The sequence below is a fragment of the Microbacterium sp. genome (assembly GCF_044340635.1).
Classification (GTDB): Bacteria; Actinomycetota; Actinomycetes; order Actinomycetales; family Microbacteriaceae; genus Microbacterium.
The window spans coordinates 31,946-50,860 of the sequence record NZ_JBIITF010000003.1; the positions used below are offsets into that span (position 1 = coordinate 31,946).

Consider the following 18,915-nt stretch of genomic DNA (forward strand, 5'->3'; position numbering starts at 1 on the left):
CGGGGGCAGGGCGAACATCCGAGAGGATCCGTGGGACGGATGTGACCGGATGAGGCAACTGAGTCAGAATCCGAGGCAGTCGCACCTCTCGGATGTCCGTGTTACCCGGCGTGCGACCCTGCCTCCGCGGTAGCGTCAACGGATGGCCCGACGCGAAGAGCATCCGTTCGCCCCGAGGGTCTCGGCCCCCGATCTGCCGAGCGACCTCGTGGAAGGGCGCGGCTGGGATCGTGACGGTGAGTACTTCCAACAACACCTCGCCGAGCTGGACGCGACGACGGATGCCTCGCACGCCGAGATCTCGGAGTCCCGCCTGACCGGGGCATCCGTCGACTCCCTTACGCTCACCGGCGCGAGCCTGGTCGACGTCGAGATCGATCAGCTGCGCGCAACGACGGTGTCGGCCCGCGGATCTCGACTTCGCCGTGTGCGTTTCACGGGTGGACGCATCGGGACGCTCGACCTCGGTATGGCGGACATCGACGAGGTCGAGCTGCGGGGCATCCGGATCGACTACCTGACGCTCGGCGGAGCGCGCATCGAAGACCTGCTGGTCGCCGGTTGCGTCATCGGCAGTCTCGATCTCCCCCAGACAACCGCGAAGCGTGTGCGGTTCGACGACACCCGCGCCGACGAGGTCGATGCCCGGGGCCTCCGCGCCGAGGATGTGGACCTGAGCGGACTCGAGATGCTTTCGCTGACGGATGCCGCGGCGCTCCGCGCCACGACCCTGAGCGCCGTACAGATTGAGCGGCTGGCGCCCGCGCTCGCCGCGGCCCTCGGTATCCAGGTCAGGGACTGAGATGCTGCTCGAAACACCGCGCCTGACGCTGCGGGACCTCACCGACGCGGACGTGCCGGCACTCCACCGCGCGCTCGGCGATCCCGTCGCGATGGCGGCGTACGAGCACGGCTTCGAACTCGATGAGACGCGGTCCTGGGTCGGCCGTCAGATCGAGCGATACGCAACGGACGGGTTCGGCCTGTGGGGTGTCGTGCTGCGCGAAACCGGTGAGCTGATCGGCGACTGTGGCATCACGACGCAGAAGATCGAGGACAACTCGGTGATCGAGGTCGGTTACCACCTCGCTCGCGACCACTGGCATCGCGGCTACGCCGTCGAGGCCGCGCGGGCGTGCGTCGGGTGGGCATTCGGGACGCTCAATGTCGACGACGTCTACGCGAAGGTGCGGGACACGAACCTCGCGTCCATGAACGTGGCGATCCGCCTAGGCATGATGGTGCGCCGCCGCTTCATCACGCGGTACCGCGACATCGACATGCCGCACCTCGCCTTCGCTGTGTCACGGGCGACGTGGATGGCGGACGAGCCGCGCCGCCGGGGTTAGCACCACGAATGCGTGGCGTTCCGGTTGCTCACACCAGGTGCAGCCGCTCACGCCAGGTGCAGCCGCTCACGCCAGGTGCAGCCGCTGCGCCACCGCCCGCATGATGAGGTCCTGCACCTCGTGCCACCGGTCGATGACCTGCGCATAACCCACCCGGATCACGTGGTATCCGAGCAGGCGCAGCGCCGCGTCGTGTGCGATGTCCTCCTCTCGCTGAGCCCCGACGTGGTGCCCGCCGTCGATCTGCAGCACCAGCCGGTCCCCGATCAGCAGGTCGACGCGGTGCCCGGCGATCCAGATCTGCCGCCGCAGCGGAAGCCGCAGCCACCGCAGGCGTGGCACGACGAACGTCTCGAGCCCCGAATCTGACCAGGGGCTCGCCCGGTCCAACATCTCGCGTGCGGCGGCGGGTAGGCGCATCCGTCTCAATACTTCGATGTCGACGAGCCGCTGCCGAAGCGCCGATTCCCAGACCGCGATCGCCGCCTCGAAGGGCTGACACACCGCGACGAGCACGAGCACGTTCTCGATCGGGTCGACGAGCGCATCCGGATGCCTCGGCACCACAGGCTTGTGCCAGTGCACCCTCGCCGCGGGGACCGCGACATTGCCTGCGTGCGGCGGAGCTCCGACGTGTGGCCGATCGTGTTCGAGCACCCACAGCCCGAGGCGCCGGGCCTGCGTTATGCACGTCAGGACGACACCGTGCCGTGCGGCGGCCACCATGTCGGGGTCGGTCCCCGGTACGACAAGCCACCCACGCCGCGGCCGCGAAAGAAATCCCTCGACGACGGCAGTTGTCAGCTCTCGGTTGGTGGCGCCCGCATCCCGAAGCACGGCAGAGCGGACGACGCCACCGCGTGCCCTGACGAACGAGACCACATCCACCGTCCCATTCGACACGGCATGGCGTCTGGGCTGAGACATCCTGACGAGAATGGTGGACGCCGCGGCTCCCCCTCCCCTTGTGGAGAGCTCCTCCATCCCGCCCGCTGTTCATTCGGGAGGGTCTGGTCACTCCGGAGGATGGATTCACGGCGTTTCTCCCTCCGGAATGACCACGCCCTCCGGAACGAACGCGCAGCGCGGCCGCCACCCCGCGCGATAAACTCGACGGACATCCCCACACTCAGGCACGCACACACCGTGCCGCACATATCGAGGAGACACCCATGGCCGAAGTACCCGACAAGCCGGCTCTCGAGGGCCTCGAAAACAAGTGGGATGCCGCATGGAGCGAACGGGGCACGTACCTCTTCGATCGCGCAGCAGCCGAGGCATCCGGTCGCCAGGGGGTCTACAGCGTCGACACTCCCCCGCCGACAGCGAGCGGGAGCCTCCACATCGGACACGTGTTCAGCTACACGCACACCGACACCAAGGTGCGGTTCGAGCGGATGCGCGGCAAGACCGTGTTCTACCCCATGGGCTGGGACGACAACGGGCTGCCGACCGAGCGACGCGTGCAGAACTACTACGGCGTGCGCTGCGACCCCACCCTGCCCTACGACGCCGACTTCGCACCCCCGTTCGAGGGCGGCGACAACAAGTCGAGCAAGGCCGCGGACCAGATCCCCGTCAGCCGCCGCAACTTCATCGAGCTGTGCGAGCGCCTCACGGTCGAGGACGAGAAGGCATTCGAGGACCTCTGGCGCAGCCTCGGCCTGAGCGTCGACTGGACCCAGACCTACCGCACCATCTCGGACGACACGATCCGCACGAGCCAGCTCGCGTTCCTGAAGAACCTCGAGCGCGGCGAGGCCTACCGCGCGCTCGCCCCGACGCTGTGGGACGTCGACTTCCGCTCGGCGATCGCACAGGCCGAGCTCGAAGACCGCGACCAGCCCGCCGCGTACCATCGCCTCGCGTTCCACAAGCCCGACGGCGACGACGTCTTCATCGAGACCACGCGCCCCGAGCTGCTCGCCGCGTGCGTCGCACTCGTGGCGCACCCGGATGACGAGCGCTACCAGCCGCTGTTCGGCACGACCGTCACGAGCCCGCTGTTCGGCGTCGAGGTGCCGGTGCTCGCGCATCCGCTCGCCCAGCAGGACAAGGGCTCGGGCATCGCCATGATCTGTACGTTCGGCGACGTGACCGACATCATCTGGTGGCGGGAGCTCGATCTGCCCAACCGCACGATCATCGGCCGCGACGGACGCATCATCGCCGAGGCGCCCGAAGCACTCCAGACGGATGCCGCGAAGACCGCGTATGCGGAGCTCGCCGGAAAGACCGTGTTCAGCGCCAAGAAGCGCATCGTCGAGCTGCTCGCCGAGTCGGGCGAGATGGAGGGCGACCCGAAGCCCTTCACACACGCCGTGAAGTTCTTCGAGAAGGGCGACCGACCCCTCGAGATCGTCTCGACCCGTCAGTGGTACCTGCGCAACGGGGCCCGTGACGCCGAGCTGCGCGACCGCCTGCTCGCGCTCGGCAACGAGATCGCGTGGCACCCCGACTTCATGCGTGTGCGATACGAGAACTGGGTGAACGGCCTCACGGGCGACTGGCTCGTCTCACGCCAGCGCTTCTTCGGCGTGCCGATCCCCGTCTGGTACCCGCTCGACGAGAACGGTGAGCGCGACCACGACCGCGTGCTGACGCCGGATGCCTCGCAGCTTCCGGTCGATCCGTCGACCGATGTGCCGCCCGGGTACACGGCCGACCAGCGCGACGTGCCCGGTGGCTTCACCCCCGAGCTCGACATCTTCGACACCTGGGCCACCTCGTCGCTGACCCCGCAGCTCGCGGGCGGCTGGGAGCGCGATCCGCAGCTCTGGGACCTCGTCGCACCGTTCGACCTGCGGCCCCAGGGTCAGGACATCATCCGCACCTGGCTCTTCTCGACCCTCCTCCGCAGTGCTCTGCAGGACGGCCGTACCCCGTGGACGGATGCCGCGATCTCGGGCTTCATCGTCGATCCCGACCGCAAGAAGATGTCGAAGTCGAAGGGCAACGTCGTCACGCCCGCCGACATCCTCGAGCAGCACGGTTCCGATGCCGTGCGGTACTGGGCGGCCTCGAGCCGCCTTGGCACGGACGCCGCGTTCGATCCGCAGAACCCGACGCAGATCAAGATCGGCCGACGCCTTGCGATCAAGGTGCTGAACGCCGCGAAGTTCGTGCTGTCGTTCCCGGTTCCCGAGGACGCCGAGGTGACACACGCGCTGGATGCCTCGATGCTCGCGACGCTCGACGGCGTCGTGCGGGACGCCACGAAGGCGCTCGAGTCCTACGACCACGCCCGAGCGCTGGAGCTGACCGAGTCCTTCTTCTGGACGTTCTGCGACGACTACCTCGAACTCGTCAAGGAGCGCGCGTACGACCGCACGAACGAGGGCCAGGCATCCGCAGCACTCGCCCTGCGCATCGCGCTCGAGACGCTGCTCGCCCTGCTCGCGCCCGTGCTCGTGTTCGCGGCCGAGGAGGCCTGGTCGTGGTTCCACGACGACTCGGTGCACACCAGCGCCTGGCCGGTCGTCGCGGATCGCCCCGGTGACCCCGCGGTATTGGTCGCGGCGAGCGAGGCGCTGACAGGCATCCGTCGCGCCAAGACCGAGGCGAAGGCTTCGCAGAAGACCCCGGTCGATCACGCGACGATCGAGGGCACGGATGCGACGATCGCCGCGCTGCGTCTGGCCGAGGACGACCTGCGCGCCGTGGGCCGCATCATGAACATCGAATTCATTCCGGGTGAGACCACCCGGGTCTCGGCTATCGAACTGGCACCGGAGGTCTGACATGCAACTGGGAACCCGATGGACGGCGGGCGAGGAGCCCCCCGCAGCCGTGCCCGCCGCTCTTCGCGCGGCGATCACCAGCGTCGAGGAGGCCACCGGCCCGGCCCAGGCCGGTGCGCCGAAGTCGCGCTGGACGCTCACCTGGCTCGAGGGACGGCCCGTCGCCGAACTGGACGCGGGGATCATCGTCGAGCTGAACGCCGACGGTGAGGCCGTCGTCCGCCACGACCCGGACGACGAATTCGGCTGAGTCCGCACCGGCATGACGGCTTACTTCGACAGGCTCAGCGACCGGCGGAACCGCCACGCTCCCTGAGCCCGTCGAAGGGAGCAGCCCGAGCCCGGGATACGCTGGCTGAATGGTCTCCGACGTCTCGAATCCCCTCCTCACGCGCAGCGCTCTCCCCTACGAACTGCCCGACTACGCGGCCATCCGTCCCGAGCATTACCTGCCCGCGTTCGAGCAGGGTTTCGCCGCCCAGCGGGCCGAGATCGACGCGATCACGGCGGATGACGAGCACCCGACGTTCGAGAACACGCTCATCGCGCTGGAGCAGAGCGGTGACCTCCTCGGCCGCGTCGCACACACCTTCTACACGGTGTCCTCCGCCGACGCCACGCCCGAGATCCAAGAGATCGAAGAGGCCCTCGCGCCCCTCATGGCGGCGCACCAGGATGCGATCCAGCTCGACGGCGCACTCTTCGATCGCATCTCGACGGTGCTCGAGCAGATCGATGACCTCGACCTGAACCCCGAGCAGCGCTTCCTCGTCGAGCGCCACCATCGCGAGATGAACCACGCTGGGGCAGGGCTGGACGCCGCGGCGAAGGCCCGGCTCACGGAGCTCAACCAGCGGCTCTCGGTGCTCACCACCACGTTCGAGAAGAATCTGCTCGCCGACACGAACGACCTCGCCGTGATCTTCGACGATCCGGCCGAGCTCGACGGCCTCACCGAGGGCGAGATCTCGGCCGCGGCACAGGCGGCAGCCGACCGCGGGCGGGAGGGCTCGTACGCCATCACTCTCACGTTGTTCACGGGGCATCCGTACCTCTCGGTTCTGACGAACCGCGAGAGCCGCCGCCGGATCATGGAGGCATCGCGAGCGCGTGGCAACCGCGGGAACGCGAACGACAACGGCGCCGTCCTGACCGAGATCGTGCGTCTGCGCGCCGAGCGCGCCGCGCTGCTCGGTTATGAATCCCACGCCGCCTACATCACCGCCGACGAGACCGCCGGATCGCCCGAGGCCGTGCACGAGCTGCTCCGCCGCCTCGCGGTGCCCGCCGCGCGCAACACCGAACGCGAGCGAGCCGCGCTGCAGGTTCTCGCGGATGCCGAAGCGAAACCTTTCGCGATCGAAGCCCACGACTGGGCGTTCTACACCGAGAAGGTCCGCACGGCGAACTTCGACATCGACACCGCGGCGCTCCGGCCCTGGTTCGAGGCTGAGCGCGTCCTGCAGGACGGTGTCTTCTACGCCGCTGAACAGCTCTACGGCGTGCGGTTTATCGAGCGACCCGACCTGCGCGCGTACCACCCCGAAGTCCGGGTATTCGAGGTCCTCAACGAGGACGGCTCCCCCGTCGGGCTGTTCGTCCTCGACCTGTACACGCGCGATTCCAAGCGCGGCGGGGCCTGGATGAACTCGATCGTGTCGCAGTCCGCCCTGCGCGGCACGCGAGCGGTCGTCGTCAACAACCTCAACGTATCGAAGCCCGGTGCGGACCTCCCAACGCTCCTCACACTCGACGAGGTCACGACGCTCTTCCACGAGTTCGGGCACGCGCTGCACGGATTGTTCGCGACCGTGACGTACCCCCACTTCGCGGGCACCAACGTGCACCGCGACTTCGTGGAGTTCCCGAGCCAGGTCAACGAGATGTGGATCCTGTGGCCCGAAGTACTTCGGAACTACGCCCGGCACGTCGAAACGGGCGAACCGCTTCCGGAAGACATCGTCGACCGGCTCCGCTCGACCGAGACGTTCAACCAAGGCTTCGCGACGAGCGAATACCTCGCCGCGACCTGGCTCGATCAGGCCTGGCACTCGCTGTCCGAGAGCGCGGCGGAATCCGTGACCTCCGTGGCCGACTTCGAGCGCGAGGCGCTGGCCAACATCGGGCTCGACCTGCCCGCCGTGCCCCCGCGCTACGCGTCCACATACTTCGCCCACGTCTTCTCGGGCGGCTACAGCGCCGGCTACTACTCCTACATCTGGAGCGAGGTGCTCGACGCCGACACGGTGCAGTGGTTCCGCACGCACGGCGGGCTGCGCCGCGACAACGGCGACCGCTTCCGCCAGCGCCTGCTCGGCGTGGGCGGATCGAAGGATCCGCTCGAGGCCTACCGCGACTTCCGCGGCCGCGACGCCGACATCCAGCCGCTGCTGTCGCGCCGGGGACTCGACGCCTAGCGCTTCGCTATCCGACGACGGTCGACCACGCGATATCGATGACGCAGAGTCCGTCGTCGGTCTCGCGGTAGAACACATCCCCCGGGTACGTGGCGCCGAGGCCTGGACCCCCTGGCACGAGATTCTCGAGATTGATGTTCCAGGCCGGGTCGAGACCGGCCTGCTGCGGCCAATATCCGTCAGAGAATCGCTCGGGCTCGCCAGCCGACAGCTCGCGCCAGTCCGCCGCCTCTCCGAGATCAACCTCCGCACCGGAGCACAAGAGACCGTCCGCATCGGCGGCGCCCGCGGCGTCGATGAGGCGCTCGGAGGTGTCGATGACGCGGGCGCCGTCTGCCCCCCAGATGACGGCATCGAGCGAGCAGCCGGCGAGACCCGCGACGAGGCCGGCGATACCGACGGCACCGGCCGCGCGTCGCCTGCGCCGCCGACGACTCTCCGGAGGGGTCATCATGACGCGAAAGCGGTCAGGCGCTCTTCTTCGCTCGGTTCATCACGAGCGTCGGCGCGGCACCGTCATCGACCGCGGCGCGGGTGACGATGACCTTCGCGACGTTCTCGGTGGAGGGGATGTCGAACATGATCGGTCCGAGCACATCCTCGAGGATCGCGCGGAGGCCGCGGGCACCGGTCTTCCGACCGACCGCGAGCTCGGCGATCGCGTCGAGCGCGTCGCGCTCGAAGTCGAGCTCAACGCCGTCGAGCTCGAACATGCGCTGATACTGCTTGACGAGCGCGTTGCGCGGGCCCGTGAGGATCTCGATGAGCGCCTCACGGTCGAGCTGGGACACGGATGCCACGACGGGCAGACGCCCGATGAACTCGGGGATGAGGCCGAACTTGTGCAGGTCTTCGGGCAGGACCTCGCTGAAGAGGTTCTGGTCGTCATCCTTCTCGTGCAGACGGGCACCGAAGCCGACGCCGTGACGACCGACGCGCGACGAGATGATCTCTTCGAGCCCCGCGAACGCACCGGCGACGATGAACAGCACGTTCGTCGTGTCGATCTGGATGAACTCCTGGTGCGGGTGCTTGCGGCCGCCCTGCGGCGGAACCGACGCGACCGTGCCCTCGAGGATCTTCAGCAGCGCCTGCTGCACACCCTCGCCCGAGACATCCCGAGTGATCGAGGGGTTCTCGGCCTTGCGGGCGATCTTGTCGACCTCGTCGATGTAGATGATGCCCGTCTCGGCACGCTTGGTGTCGAAGTCGGCGGCCTGGAGGAGCTTGAGCAGGATGTTCTCGACGTCTTCGCCGACGTATCCGGCCTCCGTCAGAGCCGTCGCGTCCGCAACTGCGAACGGAACGTTGAGGCGCTTCGCGAGCGTCTGTGCGAGGTACGTCTTGCCACAACCCGTCGGGCCGAGGAGCAGGATGTTGCTCTTCGCGATCTCGACCTCTTCGGCACGCTGCTCGGCCGACTGGATCGTGCCGTGGGCACGCACGCGCTTGTAGTGGTTGTAGACGGCGACGGACAGGGCGCGCTTGGCATCCTGCTGCCCGACGACGTACTCCTCGAGGAACGAGAAGATCTCGCGCGGCTTGGGCAGATCGAAGTCCGAGACGACGCCGGTACCGGCCTCGGCCATCCGCTCTTCGATGATCTCGTTGCAGAGCTCGACGCACTCGTCGCAGATGTAGACGCCGGGTCCGGCGATCAACTGCACGACCTGCTTCTGGCTCTTGCCACAGAAGGAGCACTTGAACAGGTCTGCGCTTTCGCCGATGCGGGCCATCGGGCTCCTCCTCATGCGTGCCCGGACAACCGGGCGGGACAATAGTGCGAGCCTAACAACTCGCCCCGACATCGGTCGTATTGACCCGATGCCGGGGCGAGCTGGTCGCGGACTACTTGGTGAGTGCCGCGGGAACGCGCTTGCGTGTCGTCAGAACCTGGTCGACGAGGCCGTACGCGACAGCGTCGACACCGCTCAGGATCTTGTCGCGATCGATGTCGCGGTTGACCTCTTCGCGCGACTTGTTGCTGTGCTTGGCCAGCGTGTCCTCGAGCCAGGTGCGCATGCGCAGGATCTCGGCAGCCTGGATCTCGATGTCGGACGCCTGCCCGTGACCGGCCTCGCCCATGGCGGGCTGGTGGATCAGGATGCGGGCGTTCGGCAGCGCGAGGCGCTTGCCGGGGGCACCGGCCGCGAGCAGCACGGCCGCGGCCGAGGCCGCCTGACCGAGCACGACGGTCTGGATCTGCGGTGACACGTACTGCATGGTGTCGTAGATCGCCGTCATCGCGGTGAACGAGCCACCGGGCGAGTTGATGTACATGATGATGTCGCGGTCGGGATCCTGGCTCTCGAGAACCAGAAGCTGGGCCATGACGTCATCCGCCGAGGCGTCGTCGACCTGGACGCCCAGGAAGATCACGCGGTCCTCGAACAGCTTGTTGTACGGGTCCTGGCGCTTGTAGCCGTAGGCCGTGCGCTCCTCGAACTGGGGCAGGATGTAGCGCGATCCGGGGGCCTGGTGTCCGCGGTGCGCGAGACCCTGTGCCGCGGCCGAGCCGAAGGTGGGGATGTCCATATTCATGCTTCCTTGTCTGTCCTTCGAGCCTTCAGTTGGCCGTTCCGCCGCCGCCGGTGACGTCGGAAAGGTGCGCGCGGATGTGGTCGACGAAGCCGTACTCGAGGGCTTCCTGTGCGGTGAACCAGCGGTCGCGGTCCCCGTCCTCGTTGATCTGCTCCACGGACTTGCCGGTCTGCGCCGCCGTGATCTCGGCCAGGCGGTTCTTCATCGAGACGATGAGCTGAGCCTGCGTCTGGATGTCGCTCGAGGTACCACCGAAGCCGCCGTGGGGCTGGTGCAGCAGCACGCGCGCGTTGGGCGTGATGTAGCGCTTGCCCTTGGATCCGCTCGTGAGCAGGAGCTGGCCCATCGAGGCGGCCATGCCGATGCCGACCGTGACGATGTCGTTCGGCACGAACTGCATCGTGTCGTAGATCGCCATACCGGCGGTGATCGATCCACCGGGCGAATTCACGTAGAGGAAGATGTCCTTCTCGGGGTCTTCCGCGGCGAGCAGCAGGATCTTGGCGCAGATCTCGTTGGCGTTCTCGTCGCGCACCTCGGATCCCAGCCAGATGATGCGGTCCTTCAGCAGCCTGTCGAAGACACTCGTTGCCATCAATGGTTCGGCCATCGTTGCTCCCATTCGTTGTACGTCTGCGACGAATCTACCGGCGCGGATCAGCGGCTTCGCCCGTGTTCGCCCTGGGCAGAGAGGGTGTCGCGGCGCGCTCCCCCGCGGTCGCCCGTTTGGGTCGACCGGGGGGCCCGGCCGACGCCAGCCGGCGCCGAAACACCCCGGGTGCGGCGAGACACCCCACGACACAGGGTGTTTCGTCGCAGGTTGGGTGTTTCGGCAACAGAGGGGCGCACACCCGGCCGAAACAGAAGAGGACGGATGCACCACGGCATCCGTCCTCTTCGTCATCGCCTGGGCGATTACTCCTTGTCGGCCGCGGCCTTCTTGGCCGGTGCCTTCTTGGCCGGCGCCTTCTTGGCGGGTGCCTTCTTGGCGGGCTTCTTCTCGGCCTCTTCGGCCTCGATCACGGCGTCCGCCTCGGCAGCGGCATCCGCGATCTCTTCGGCTTCTTCGACGACCTCTTCTTCGGCCTCGAGCTCGTCCTCGTCGAGCTCGTCGTCGTCCACGGCGATGAAGCCGGACAGGTCGACGTGCTTGCCGTTGGTGTCGACGACGGTGACCTTGCCGAGCGCAACCGCGAGGGCCTTGTTGCGGGCGACCTCACCGACGAGCGCGGGCAGCTGGTTGCCCTGCTGCAGCGCCTGCATGAACTCCTGGGGCGCCATGCCGTACTGCGCGGCGGACTGGATGATGTACTGGCTCAGCTCTTCCTGCGAGACCTGCACATCGGCATCCTCCGCGAGCTTGTCGAGCACGACCTGGGTGCGGAACTGCTTCTCGCTCGCTTCGGTGACCTCGGCGCGGTGCACGTCGTCCTCAAGGCGGCCTTCGCCCTCGAGGTGCGTGTGCACCTCGTCCTCGACGAGCTGTGCGGGAACCGGGATGTCGAGCTGCTCCAGGAGCGTCTCGATCAGCTTGTCGCGCGCAGCCGAGCCCTGTGAGAAGGCCGACTGCTGGCCGACACGCTCGCTCAGGCTTTCGCGCAGCTCGGCGATCGTGTCGAACTCGCTGGCGATCTGCGCGAAGTCGTCATCGGCCTCTGGCAGCTCGCGCTCCTTGACGGCGGTGACGGACACGACGACCTCGGCCTCTTCACCGGCGTGGTCGCCGCCGACGAGCTTGGAGCGGAACGTGGTCTCTTCGCCGGCGGTGAGCGAGTCGATCGCCTCGTCGATGCCCTCGAGCAGTTCGCCCGAACCGACCTCGTACGACACGCCACCGGCGCGGTCGATCTCGGCACCGTCGATCGTGGCGACCATGTCGAGCTCGACGAAGTCACCGGTCTTGGCGGGACGGTCGACGGTGATCAGCGTGCCGAAGCGGCCGCGCAGGCGGTCGAGCTCTTCGTCGATAGCCGACTCGTCGACCTCGACGGCGTCGACCGTCAGCGTGATGTCCTCGAGCCGGGGCAGCGTGACCTCGGGGCGGACGTCAACCTCGACCTCGACCTTGAGGTCGCCCGAGAAGTCCTTGTCGCTCGGCCATTCGACGATGTCAGCGGAGGGGCGACCCACGACGCGGACGTTGTTCTCGTTCACGGCCTCGCGGAAGAAGCGGTCGAGCGCCTCGTTGACGGCATGCTCGATGACCGCACCGCGGCCGACGCGCTGGTCGATGATCGGGGCGGGCACCTTGCCCTTGCGGAAGCCGGGCACCTGGATGTCCTCGGCGATGTGCTCGTAGGCGTGCGAGATGCTGGGCTTCAGCTCCTCGGGCGTGACCGTGATGTGCAGCTTCACGCGCGTGGGGCTGAGCTGCTCGACGGTGCTATTCACCATGCTGGTTGTTCTCCTCGTGATTGATCGCACGCGCGAATACGCTGCGGGTCAGGGTCTGTGTGGATCGTCCGTCGGGGCGACAGGATTTGAACCTGCGGCCTCCCGCTCCCAAAGCGGGCGCTCTACCAAGCTGAGCTACGCCCCGGGGTGGCCCCGCGCGTCAACGCGGGTACGAAACGACCCCCAAGAGTCTAGCCGAGTCCCTCACCGCGCCGTCGCGGCCAGGATTACGCCGCTTGCGCGCGTTCACTGAGCAGCCCCCCGGTCGCTGAGCCTGTCGAAGTGATCCGCCGAACCCGACGACCCTGACGGCACCGCCTCCGCGTTCCGGTAGACTTTCGGATGCCGCGCCTCGGCGTGTGTAGATCGACCAACAACTGAATCCACCTTTTTCGGCATAATTCCGCTGAATTTCGGGGCTGTAGCTTAGTGGTAAAGCCTCTGTCTTCCAAACAGATGATGCGAGTTCGATTCTCGTCAGCCCCTCCATTTACCTCATCTGCGCGTGTCCCACCGCTGCGCGTCGAACCTCGCATCGCCCAGCTGGTCGCTTCGACAGGCTCAGCGACCGTGACTTTCCGGCCGCGCCTGCGCGCGAGCAGCGACAGTGGCAGGCACGCTCCCTGAGCCTGTCGAAGGGAGCACGGGAACCTCGGGCGGCGAATGAGCCAGTTCAGGCCGGCGCAGCGTCCGCGTGTTCGGCGGACAGCATCACGTACACCTCGGCGTTTCGCAGCAGACCGGCACGCTCCTCGTCCGTCAGCGCCCGCCGCACCTTGGCAGGCACGCCCGCGACGAGCGAGCCATCCGGAACCACCGTGCCCTCGAGCACGACCGCGCCGCCCGCCACGAGGCATCCGGCCCCGATCACGGCGCCCGACAGCACGACGCTGCCCATGCCGATGAGCGACCCGTCGCCGATCGTGCACCCGTGCACGACGGCGTTGTGACCGACCGACACGTCGCGGCCGATCGTCACCGGATGGCCGCTGTCGACATGCACCGAGACATTGTCCTGGATGTTGCTGCCCACGCCGATCGTGATCGTGTCGCGATCCGCGCGCAGGATCGCGTTGTACCAGACGCTCGCGCCCTCCTCGAGTCGCACGGCGCCCACGACACGCGCTCCGGCCGCGACGAACGCGGACTCATCGAGCGAAGGGGTGCGGCCGGCGACGGACAGGATGGATGCCTCGGTCGAAACAGTCATATTCCGACCCTACGACCCCCGAGCCCACGCTCGAGCACGCGCCCGCCTACGCCGCCGGCACACCCATCGAGATCGCGTCCCGCAGCGCTGCCGCGTACTGCGGCGCGAGCGAGTCCAGGAACGACACGGTCAGGTGATCCTCGTCGCGGTAGACGTTGGCGCCGCCGACGACCGGGAAGCACGTCGTGTCATCGCAGAACACGTCGGTGAAGTCGAGCAGCGTGACTCCCGCGGTGCCTTCCGCGGCATCCTTCAGCGGGTCCTGGTCGGTCAGCAGGTCGTCACGGGCGCCATCGCAATTGCCGACGCCCCGCGTACGCAGACACTTGTTCGGGTCGTTCTCCCACACCGGGTTGTCGACGACCGTGACGACCGGGATGCCTCGATCGAGCATCCCGCTCCAAGCCTCGCGATAGCCGGCCACCGCGGCGTCGTGCACGCTGTCGTAGCCCGCGGACGAGTATGGCGTCGTCGAGAGCCCCGAGGTGAAGATGACATCGAAGTCGCCTTCGTCGAGCACCTCGACCGCATTCTCGCGCCACTGCGCGCAGGCCTCGCCGAACGCCCCCGGAGTCGACAGGGGCGTTGTGCTCCAGGGGCAAGCGCCCTTGAAGAGCGTCGTGAGGTGCCATCCGTTCTCGTCGGCGATGCGCTCGAACGTCGACAGCAGCTGGAACGCGTGGCTGTCGCCGATGAGCGCGACACGGGGTGCATCCGCCGCGTCCGATCCGAACTCGCACGTCACGGCGCGCGAGTCGTTGAGCTGCACGAAGCACTGTTCGTCGGCGGGCATGTCCGCTGCGGCGAAACCGGGCGCGGGCAGGACCTGGTCGCCGAAGTCGACGTCGGCGCAGGCCGGATCGAGCACGCTCGCCGCCCCGAAGCACTCGGGCGGGTCGGAACGGAGTTGCTCGATCGCCGCGACACCCTCGCGATACGCGGGTGCGTTGATCGCCCAGGCGCCGGCCGCGGTCGCCCCCACCAGGATCATCGCGACGAGCGACGCCCACAGCGTCACACGGGGCGGGCGCTTCGTCAGCACCTTCCACGCGCGCGCCGGATCCTCCACGAACTTCTTGGTGAGCCAGGCGAGAACGAAGCACAGGGCGAGCAGCGCCACCCGGTGGTAGATCGTCAAACCCCAGAACGGGACGGACGGCGCGATCACGATCAGCGGCCAATGCCACAGGTAGAGGCTGTACGAGATGTCGCCGACGAACTGCGCCGGGCGGATCGACAGAACGCGGGTCGGGTACCACCACCGCGCCGTGTTCGACGCGGCGATCACGGCAGCGGCTCCGAGCGTCGGCACGAGGGCCATGTACCCGGGGTACGGCGTCTGCCCGTCGAACTGGAATGCGGCGTACAGCAGCGCGACGATGCCCGCCCACCCGAGGACGAAGCTGCCGAGCGCATTACGGATCCGCAACATCGGAACCAGGGCGATGAGCGCTCCGACGCCGAACTGCCACATGCGGGTGAAGGTGATGAAGTAGGCGGGAGCCGGGTTCGTGATGGTGAAGATCACGCAGAAAATGAAGGATGCGAGGGTCACGACTCCGAGAGTCGTGATGATCGCGCGGCGTCGGGCGCCGCGGAAGAACTTCACGCCGATCCATGCCGCGAGCAGCATGATCAACGGCCACAGGACGTAGAACTGCTCTTCGAGCGACAGCGACCAGTAGTGCTGGACGGTGGTCGGCTCTCCCGAGAGCGCGAGGTAGTCGGTGGACGAGATGGCCAGATACCAGTTCTCGACGTAGAACGTCGACGCGATGATCTCGCGAATCTCGTTGGGGAGCGCCGAGAGGGGAAACAGGTACGGCGATGCGACGACGATGGCGCAGAACAACAGGACCAACAGTGAGGCCGGCAGGAGCCGCCGCGCACGCCGCGCCCAGAACTGCGCGAGTCGCACACCGCCCGTCGCCTCGAGCTCGCGCATGAGGTGACCGGTGATCAGGAACCCGGAGATGACGAAGAACACGTCGACACCGACGTACCCGCCCGAGAGACGGCCCGGCCAGAAGTGGTAGAGCACCACGAACAGGACGGCGATCGCACGCAGCCCCTGTACGTGGGGGATGAAGCGCGAGGGCTCTGCGTGCTCCGGCGAACGATCCCGCCGTTCGCGTCGGAGCATCTGCGACGGAGCGCCCAGATTCTGCGGGCCGAGTTCATGGTCTGCGGAGGGCACCAGACGACGCTACCTGCTCGTTTGCGGGATGCCCGCATTGCCGCGTGATTCCGCCACTAAGCCGAGCCTCAGCTTGCTTGCGGAATGTCTGAGGCTGAGTAGCGTTTACCCCAGAGTCGCCGCGAACATCGCGGCCGGAGGGACCAAAATGACGAAGATTCAGACCGTTTCCACAACCGTCAGCGACCCCGATGTGTCGGCTGCCGCCGCCCAGTTCCTCTCCCCCGTCGTCCTCGGCCTCCAGGCCCTGACGATCAACGGCAAGCAGGCGCACTGGCACGTGCGTGGCAGCAACTTCATCGGTGTCCACGAACTGCTCGACACCGTCGTGTCCAACGCCGGCGGATGGGCCGACCTCGCCGCCGAGCGGATCGTCGCGCTCGGCCTGCCGATCGATGCCCGCGTCGCCGCCGTCGCCACGAAGGCCGGAGCAACCGGCGTTCCCGCCGGATTTGCCAAGTCGGATGTCGTGATCCCCGCGATCATCGCCGACATGGACGCCATCCTGCTCGACGTGCAGGCGGCGATCGAAGGCCTCGACGAGGTCGACCTGACCAGCCAGGACGTCGCGATCGAGATCAAGCGCGGCCTCGAGAAGGACCGCTGGTTCCTGTTCGCTCACGTCAGCGAGTAAAACCCCGCGCCCCAGGCGCAGATGCAAGGGCCCCCGGCAAAACCGGGGGCCCTTCTTCGTGCGCCCTGCGCGGATCGAACCCTCAGGACCGGCGCCGAGAAGACGCAACATGCCGTGCCCCCGCGCTCACGCACGGCATGTTGCGTCCTCTCGGTGGGTGAAGCGGACGAGAGAGGCGCGGCGCGCGGGCCGGCGAGCGGATGCCTCAGGCCCGGTGTGTGAGCCGGCCCGCGATCAACGTCGCGGCGACCCGCATTCCGCGGAGCCCCGCGGCGTCCGCGATACGGGGGTCGGTCTCGCACAGAGCGAGGTCGGCGACCGCGCCGGGTTCGATGCCCACGGCATCCGGTCCCGATCCGCGCTCGGTCGACGCCGCGCGCGCCAGCTCGAATGGTACGGACTGTTCGGGGTGCCACGCGGGCCGGTCGTCGTTCGTCCGGTAGACGGCCGCCGCGATCGCGGTCCAGGGGTCGAGCGCCGAGACCGGAGCATCCGATCCGAACCGCAATTCGGCGCCGGCGTCCGCCAACGCACGCAGCGGGTACGCCAGCGCGGTCTGCGCGCCCCATTCGTGTTCGGCGATGTCGCGGTCGTCGACCGCGTGCGCGGGCTGCACACTCGCGGCGACCCCGAGTCGTGCGAAGCGGTGCAGGTCGGCGTGGGCCACGAGCTGCGCGTGCTCGATCGTACCGACCGCGCCCGTCCGGGCAAAGGCATCCAGGGCGTGCGAGTTGGCGACATCGCCGATCGCATGCACCGCGGACTCCAGTCCGCCGGCCGTCGCGACGGTCATCAGTTCCAGCAGTTCCTCAGGCGGGACGGTCATCACGCCGTGGTCGCCGCGCGTGCCGGGATACGGGTGCGAGCAGGCCGCCGTCCGCGTGCCGAGAGACCCGTCGGTGATGACCTTGAAGGGTCCGACACGCACCAGATCGGATGCCGCACCGCGAACGGCATCGCCGGTACGCAGTCCCTCGGCCACAGCGCGCGGCAGGTCAGCCGGGTAGATGCCGAACCGGATGCGGAGCGCATCGAAACCGGCCGCCAGCCGCCGCGCCCAGGCATCCTCGTTCCACGCCATGTCGAGGTCGACCAGGCCGACGATGCCGCGCGCCGCGGCCCCGCGTGCCGCGGCGGCTACGAGGACGTCGCCACGATCGGGATCGACCAGGTTGAGGCGCCGCGATATCTCGAACGCGGGGAGTTCCCGCAGAATCCCCGAACCGAGGGGATCGTGGCCCTCACGACGGAGCGCAGCCGTGTTGAGCCACACCGAGTGAACGTCGGCGTTGATGAGGTACGTCGGGACGTCGCCTGTCGCGGCATCGAGCAGGAGTCGTTCGGGCTCGTCCGCCCAGAGCGCGTCGCGGTATCCCGTGCCGACGCGGCGCCCATCGGCGAGCACCGACGCCGCCGCCATGATCCGAGCCGCCTCCGCCGCCGAGCCCGCGTGATCGAGCGGCTCGCGGGCGGCGCGCAGGGCCCACTGTGTGAGGTGCACGTGGTGATCCCACAGGCCGGGCATGAGCCATCCGCCGTCGGCGTCGAGCACCGGGGTCGACGCGGGATACCGGAGGGCTCCGGCGGGCGCGATGTCGACCACGCGTCCGCCCTGGACGACGACGTCGTGGGGCTCGTCGCCCACCGGCAACGGCATCGCGGCGCCCACGATGCGAGCGTTCGCGACGACTCCGACCTTCTCGCCGACGTTCACGGGTGCGCCCCTTCCGCGGCGGCGGCGACCTGTGCGTCGCGTGCACGACGCATCTCGGCGGCGAGCGTGGGATTCGGGTGGGCGCCGTCGGCCGACAGCTCGGCGATGATCGTCTCCACCACCTCGCCCGAGCGGTTCTGGCTCAGCTTGCGCTTGGCCACGACCCGCGTCGGGGTCAGACGGAAGCCGACCGTCCCCCTCTCCAGGCGCTCGACGAAGGCCGGATCGTTCGGGGCCGCCCACATTCCGCGGGGCTCGGGCATCCGTGACTCGAAGCGATCGACAAGGGCCTCGAGGACGCGCAGGTTCTCGTCCGTGGTCAGCAGTTCGGGGGTGCCGCTGAGGTGCGCCGAGACGAAGTTCCACGTCGGGACGCTCGCGACAGGTCCTGAGGAAGCGCTGCCGTACCAGGACGGCGAGATGTACCCGTGCGGTCCCTGCACGATGACCAGCAGCTCCCGCTCGCCCAGACCGTGGATGAGGTCGTCGGGCTTGCCGACGTGCCCGACGATCGTCAGATCGTCACGCGTCGGATCGAGCATGACGGCGTAGTGGGATGCGACGAGCCCCTCGTCGGTCTGGCTGACCAGAGTGACCCAGGGATTGCGTTCGACGAGTCGGCGCAGCTCACCGACATCGGTCATCGCGAAGGAAGGATTCTGGCGCACCCGCCCAGCCTAGATCGGCCCCGTCCTCCCGGCGCGCCATGCCGTTCGCGG

The 18,915-nt window shown here is 68.0% G+C and carries 16 protein-coding genes and 2 tRNA genes; 7 read left to right on the forward strand and 11 right to left on the reverse strand.

Going from position 1 to position 18,915, the window contains the following annotated elements; all coding sequences use genetic code 11:
* The first annotated feature begins 142 nt into the window (after positions 1-142).
* Together ACIQ0W_RS03450 and ACIQ0W_RS03455 are read left to right on the forward strand one after the other, a co-directional pair.
* On the forward strand, positions 143-802 hold the full coding sequence (locus ACIQ0W_RS03450) for a pentapeptide repeat-containing protein (RefSeq protein ID WP_396641446.1): 660 nt from the start codon (positions 143-145) through the stop codon (positions 800-802).
* A gap of 1 nt (position 803) precedes the next feature.
* Positions 804-1,349: a GNAT family N-acetyltransferase gene (locus ACIQ0W_RS03455; RefSeq protein ID WP_396641447.1), complete on the forward strand. Its 546-nt coding sequence runs from the start codon at positions 804-806 to the stop codon at positions 1,347-1,349.
* 66 nt (positions 1,350-1,415) lie between these two features.
* Here the strand turns inward: ACIQ0W_RS03455 and ACIQ0W_RS03460 are convergent, their stop codons facing one another.
* Complete coding sequence (locus ACIQ0W_RS03460) at positions 1,416-2,276, reverse strand: endonuclease domain-containing protein (RefSeq protein WP_396641448.1); 861 nt, start codon at positions 2,274-2,276, stop codon at positions 1,416-1,418.
* A gap of 245 nt (positions 2,277-2,521) precedes the next feature.
* On the opposite strand from ACIQ0W_RS03460, the gene valS reads away from it, so the two are divergent.
* From valS to ACIQ0W_RS03475, 3 genes are all read left to right on the forward strand, one after another.
* Positions 2,522-5,089 (forward strand): valine--tRNA ligase, encoded by a 2,568-nt coding sequence (gene valS, locus ACIQ0W_RS03465; RefSeq protein WP_396641449.1) that lies wholly within the window; start codon positions 2,522-2,524, stop codon positions 5,087-5,089.
* A 1-nt stretch (position 5,090) separates the two neighbouring features.
* Entirely contained in the window at positions 5,091-5,339 is a 249-nt protein-coding gene (locus ACIQ0W_RS03470) for a hypothetical protein (protein ID WP_396641450.1), read from the forward strand.
* A gap of 109 nt (positions 5,340-5,448) precedes the next feature.
* Positions 5,449-7,506 carry a M3 family metallopeptidase gene (locus tag ACIQ0W_RS03475; protein WP_396641451.1) on the forward strand — a complete coding sequence of 686 codons (2,058 nt, stop codon included), beginning with the start codon at positions 5,449-5,451 and terminating at the stop codon, positions 7,504-7,506.
* A 7-nt stretch (positions 7,507-7,513) separates the two neighbouring features.
* Here the strand turns inward: ACIQ0W_RS03475 and ACIQ0W_RS03480 are convergent, their stop codons facing one another.
* The 6 genes from ACIQ0W_RS03480 to ACIQ0W_RS03505 form a co-directional block, all read right to left on the reverse strand.
* The gene (locus ACIQ0W_RS03480) at positions 7,514-7,960 is read right to left on the reverse strand and encodes a hypothetical protein (protein WP_396641452.1); all 447 of its coding nucleotides are present in this window, start codon (positions 7,958-7,960) and stop codon (positions 7,514-7,516) included.
* 13 nt (positions 7,961-7,973) lie between these two features.
* Entirely contained in the window at positions 7,974-9,242 is a 1,269-nt protein-coding gene (gene clpX, locus ACIQ0W_RS03485; protein WP_396641453.1) for an ATP-dependent Clp protease ATP-binding subunit ClpX, read from the reverse strand.
* A 112-nt stretch (positions 9,243-9,354) separates the two neighbouring features.
* Complete coding sequence (locus ACIQ0W_RS03490) at positions 9,355-10,041, reverse strand: ATP-dependent Clp protease proteolytic subunit (RefSeq protein ID WP_396641654.1); 687 nt, start codon at positions 10,039-10,041, stop codon at positions 9,355-9,357.
* Positions 10,042-10,072: 31 nt separating this feature from the next.
* The gene (locus ACIQ0W_RS03495) at positions 10,073-10,657 is read right to left on the reverse strand and encodes an ATP-dependent Clp protease proteolytic subunit (RefSeq protein ID WP_396641454.1); all 585 of its coding nucleotides are present in this window, start codon (positions 10,655-10,657) and stop codon (positions 10,073-10,075) included.
* A 305-nt stretch (positions 10,658-10,962) separates the two neighbouring features.
* Complete coding sequence (gene tig, locus ACIQ0W_RS03500) at positions 10,963-12,441, reverse strand: trigger factor (protein ID WP_396641455.1); 1,479 nt, start codon at positions 12,439-12,441, stop codon at positions 10,963-10,965.
* Positions 12,442-12,512: 71 nt separating this feature from the next.
* Positions 12,513-12,586: transfer RNA gene (locus tag ACIQ0W_RS03505), tRNA-Pro, on the reverse strand.
* 270 nt (positions 12,587-12,856) lie between these two features.
* Here ACIQ0W_RS03505 and ACIQ0W_RS03510 point away from each other — a divergent pair.
* Positions 12,857-12,930, forward strand: a tRNA-Gly gene (locus ACIQ0W_RS03510).
* Positions 12,931-13,114: 184 nt separating this feature from the next.
* Here ACIQ0W_RS03510 and ACIQ0W_RS03515 read toward each other — a convergent pair.
* Both ACIQ0W_RS03515 and ACIQ0W_RS03520 read right to left on the reverse strand, forming a co-directional pair.
* Positions 13,115-13,651 (reverse strand): gamma carbonic anhydrase family protein, encoded by a 537-nt coding sequence (locus tag ACIQ0W_RS03515; RefSeq protein WP_396641456.1) that lies wholly within the window; start codon positions 13,649-13,651, stop codon positions 13,115-13,117.
* 46 nt (positions 13,652-13,697) lie between these two features.
* Complete coding sequence (locus ACIQ0W_RS03520; protein WP_396641457.1) at positions 13,698-15,848, reverse strand: acyltransferase family protein; 2,151 nt, start codon at positions 15,846-15,848, stop codon at positions 13,698-13,700.
* 148 nt (positions 15,849-15,996) lie between these two features.
* Here ACIQ0W_RS03520 and ACIQ0W_RS03525 point away from each other — a divergent pair, with 148 nt between their 5' ends.
* On the forward strand, positions 15,997-16,482 hold the full coding sequence (locus ACIQ0W_RS03525) for a Dps family protein (protein WP_396641458.1): 486 nt from the start codon (positions 15,997-15,999) through the stop codon (positions 16,480-16,482).
* A 205-nt stretch (positions 16,483-16,687) separates the two neighbouring features.
* Here ACIQ0W_RS03525 and ACIQ0W_RS03530 read toward each other — a convergent pair whose 3' ends face one another.
* Together ACIQ0W_RS03530 and ACIQ0W_RS03535 are read right to left on the reverse strand one after the other, a co-directional pair.
* Positions 16,688-18,139 carry an amidohydrolase gene (locus tag ACIQ0W_RS03530; protein WP_396641655.1) on the reverse strand — a complete coding sequence of 484 codons (1,452 nt, stop codon included), beginning with the start codon at positions 18,137-18,139 and terminating at the stop codon, positions 16,688-16,690.
* A gap of 53 nt (positions 18,140-18,192) precedes the next feature.
* Positions 18,193-18,864 carry an FMN-binding negative transcriptional regulator gene (locus tag ACIQ0W_RS03535; RefSeq protein ID WP_396641459.1) on the reverse strand — a complete coding sequence of 224 codons (672 nt, stop codon included), beginning with the start codon at positions 18,862-18,864 and terminating at the stop codon, positions 18,193-18,195.
* Positions 18,865-18,915: the final 51 nt, after the last annotated feature.

Coding starts and splice junctions, on each gene's coding strand:
- ACIQ0W_RS03450 (WP_396641446.1), top strand. CDS start 143: ATGGCCCGACGCGAAGAGCATCCGTTCGCCCCGAGGGTCTCGGCCCCC.
- ACIQ0W_RS03455 (WP_396641447.1), top strand. CDS start 804: ATGCTGCTCGAAACACCGCGCCTGACGCTGCGGGACCTCACCGACGCG.
- ACIQ0W_RS03460 (WP_396641448.1), bottom strand. CDS start 2,276: ATGTCTCAGCCCAGACGCCATGCCGTGTCGAATGGGACGGTGGATGTG.
- valS (WP_396641449.1), top strand. CDS start 2,522: ATGGCCGAAGTACCCGACAAGCCGGCTCTCGAGGGCCTCGAAAACAAG.
- ACIQ0W_RS03470 (WP_396641450.1), top strand. CDS start 5,091: ATGCAACTGGGAACCCGATGGACGGCGGGCGAGGAGCCCCCCGCAGCC.
- ACIQ0W_RS03475 (WP_396641451.1), top strand. CDS start 5,449: ATGGTCTCCGACGTCTCGAATCCCCTCCTCACGCGCAGCGCTCTCCCC.
- ACIQ0W_RS03480 (WP_396641452.1), bottom strand. CDS start 7,960: ATGATGACCCCTCCGGAGAGTCGTCGGCGGCGCAGGCGACGCGCGGCC.
- clpX (WP_396641453.1), bottom strand. CDS start 9,242: ATGGCCCGCATCGGCGAAAGCGCAGACCTGTTCAAGTGCTCCTTCTGT.
- ACIQ0W_RS03490 (WP_396641654.1), bottom strand. CDS start 10,041: ATGGACATCCCCACCTTCGGCTCGGCCGCGGCACAGGGTCTCGCGCAC.
- ACIQ0W_RS03495 (WP_396641454.1), bottom strand. CDS start 10,657: ATGGCCGAACCATTGATGGCAACGAGTGTCTTCGACAGGCTGCTGAAG.
- tig (WP_396641455.1), bottom strand. CDS start 12,441: ATGGTGAATAGCACCGTCGAGCAGCTCAGCCCCACGCGCGTGAAGCTG.
- ACIQ0W_RS03515 (WP_396641456.1), bottom strand. CDS start 13,651: ATGACTGTTTCGACCGAGGCATCCATCCTGTCCGTCGCCGGCCGCACC.
- ACIQ0W_RS03525 (WP_396641458.1), top strand. CDS start 15,997: ATGACGAAGATTCAGACCGTTTCCACAACCGTCAGCGACCCCGATGTG.
- ACIQ0W_RS03530 (WP_396641655.1), bottom strand. CDS start 18,139: ATGCCGTTGCCGGTGGGCGACGAGCCCCACGACGTCGTCGTCCAGGGC.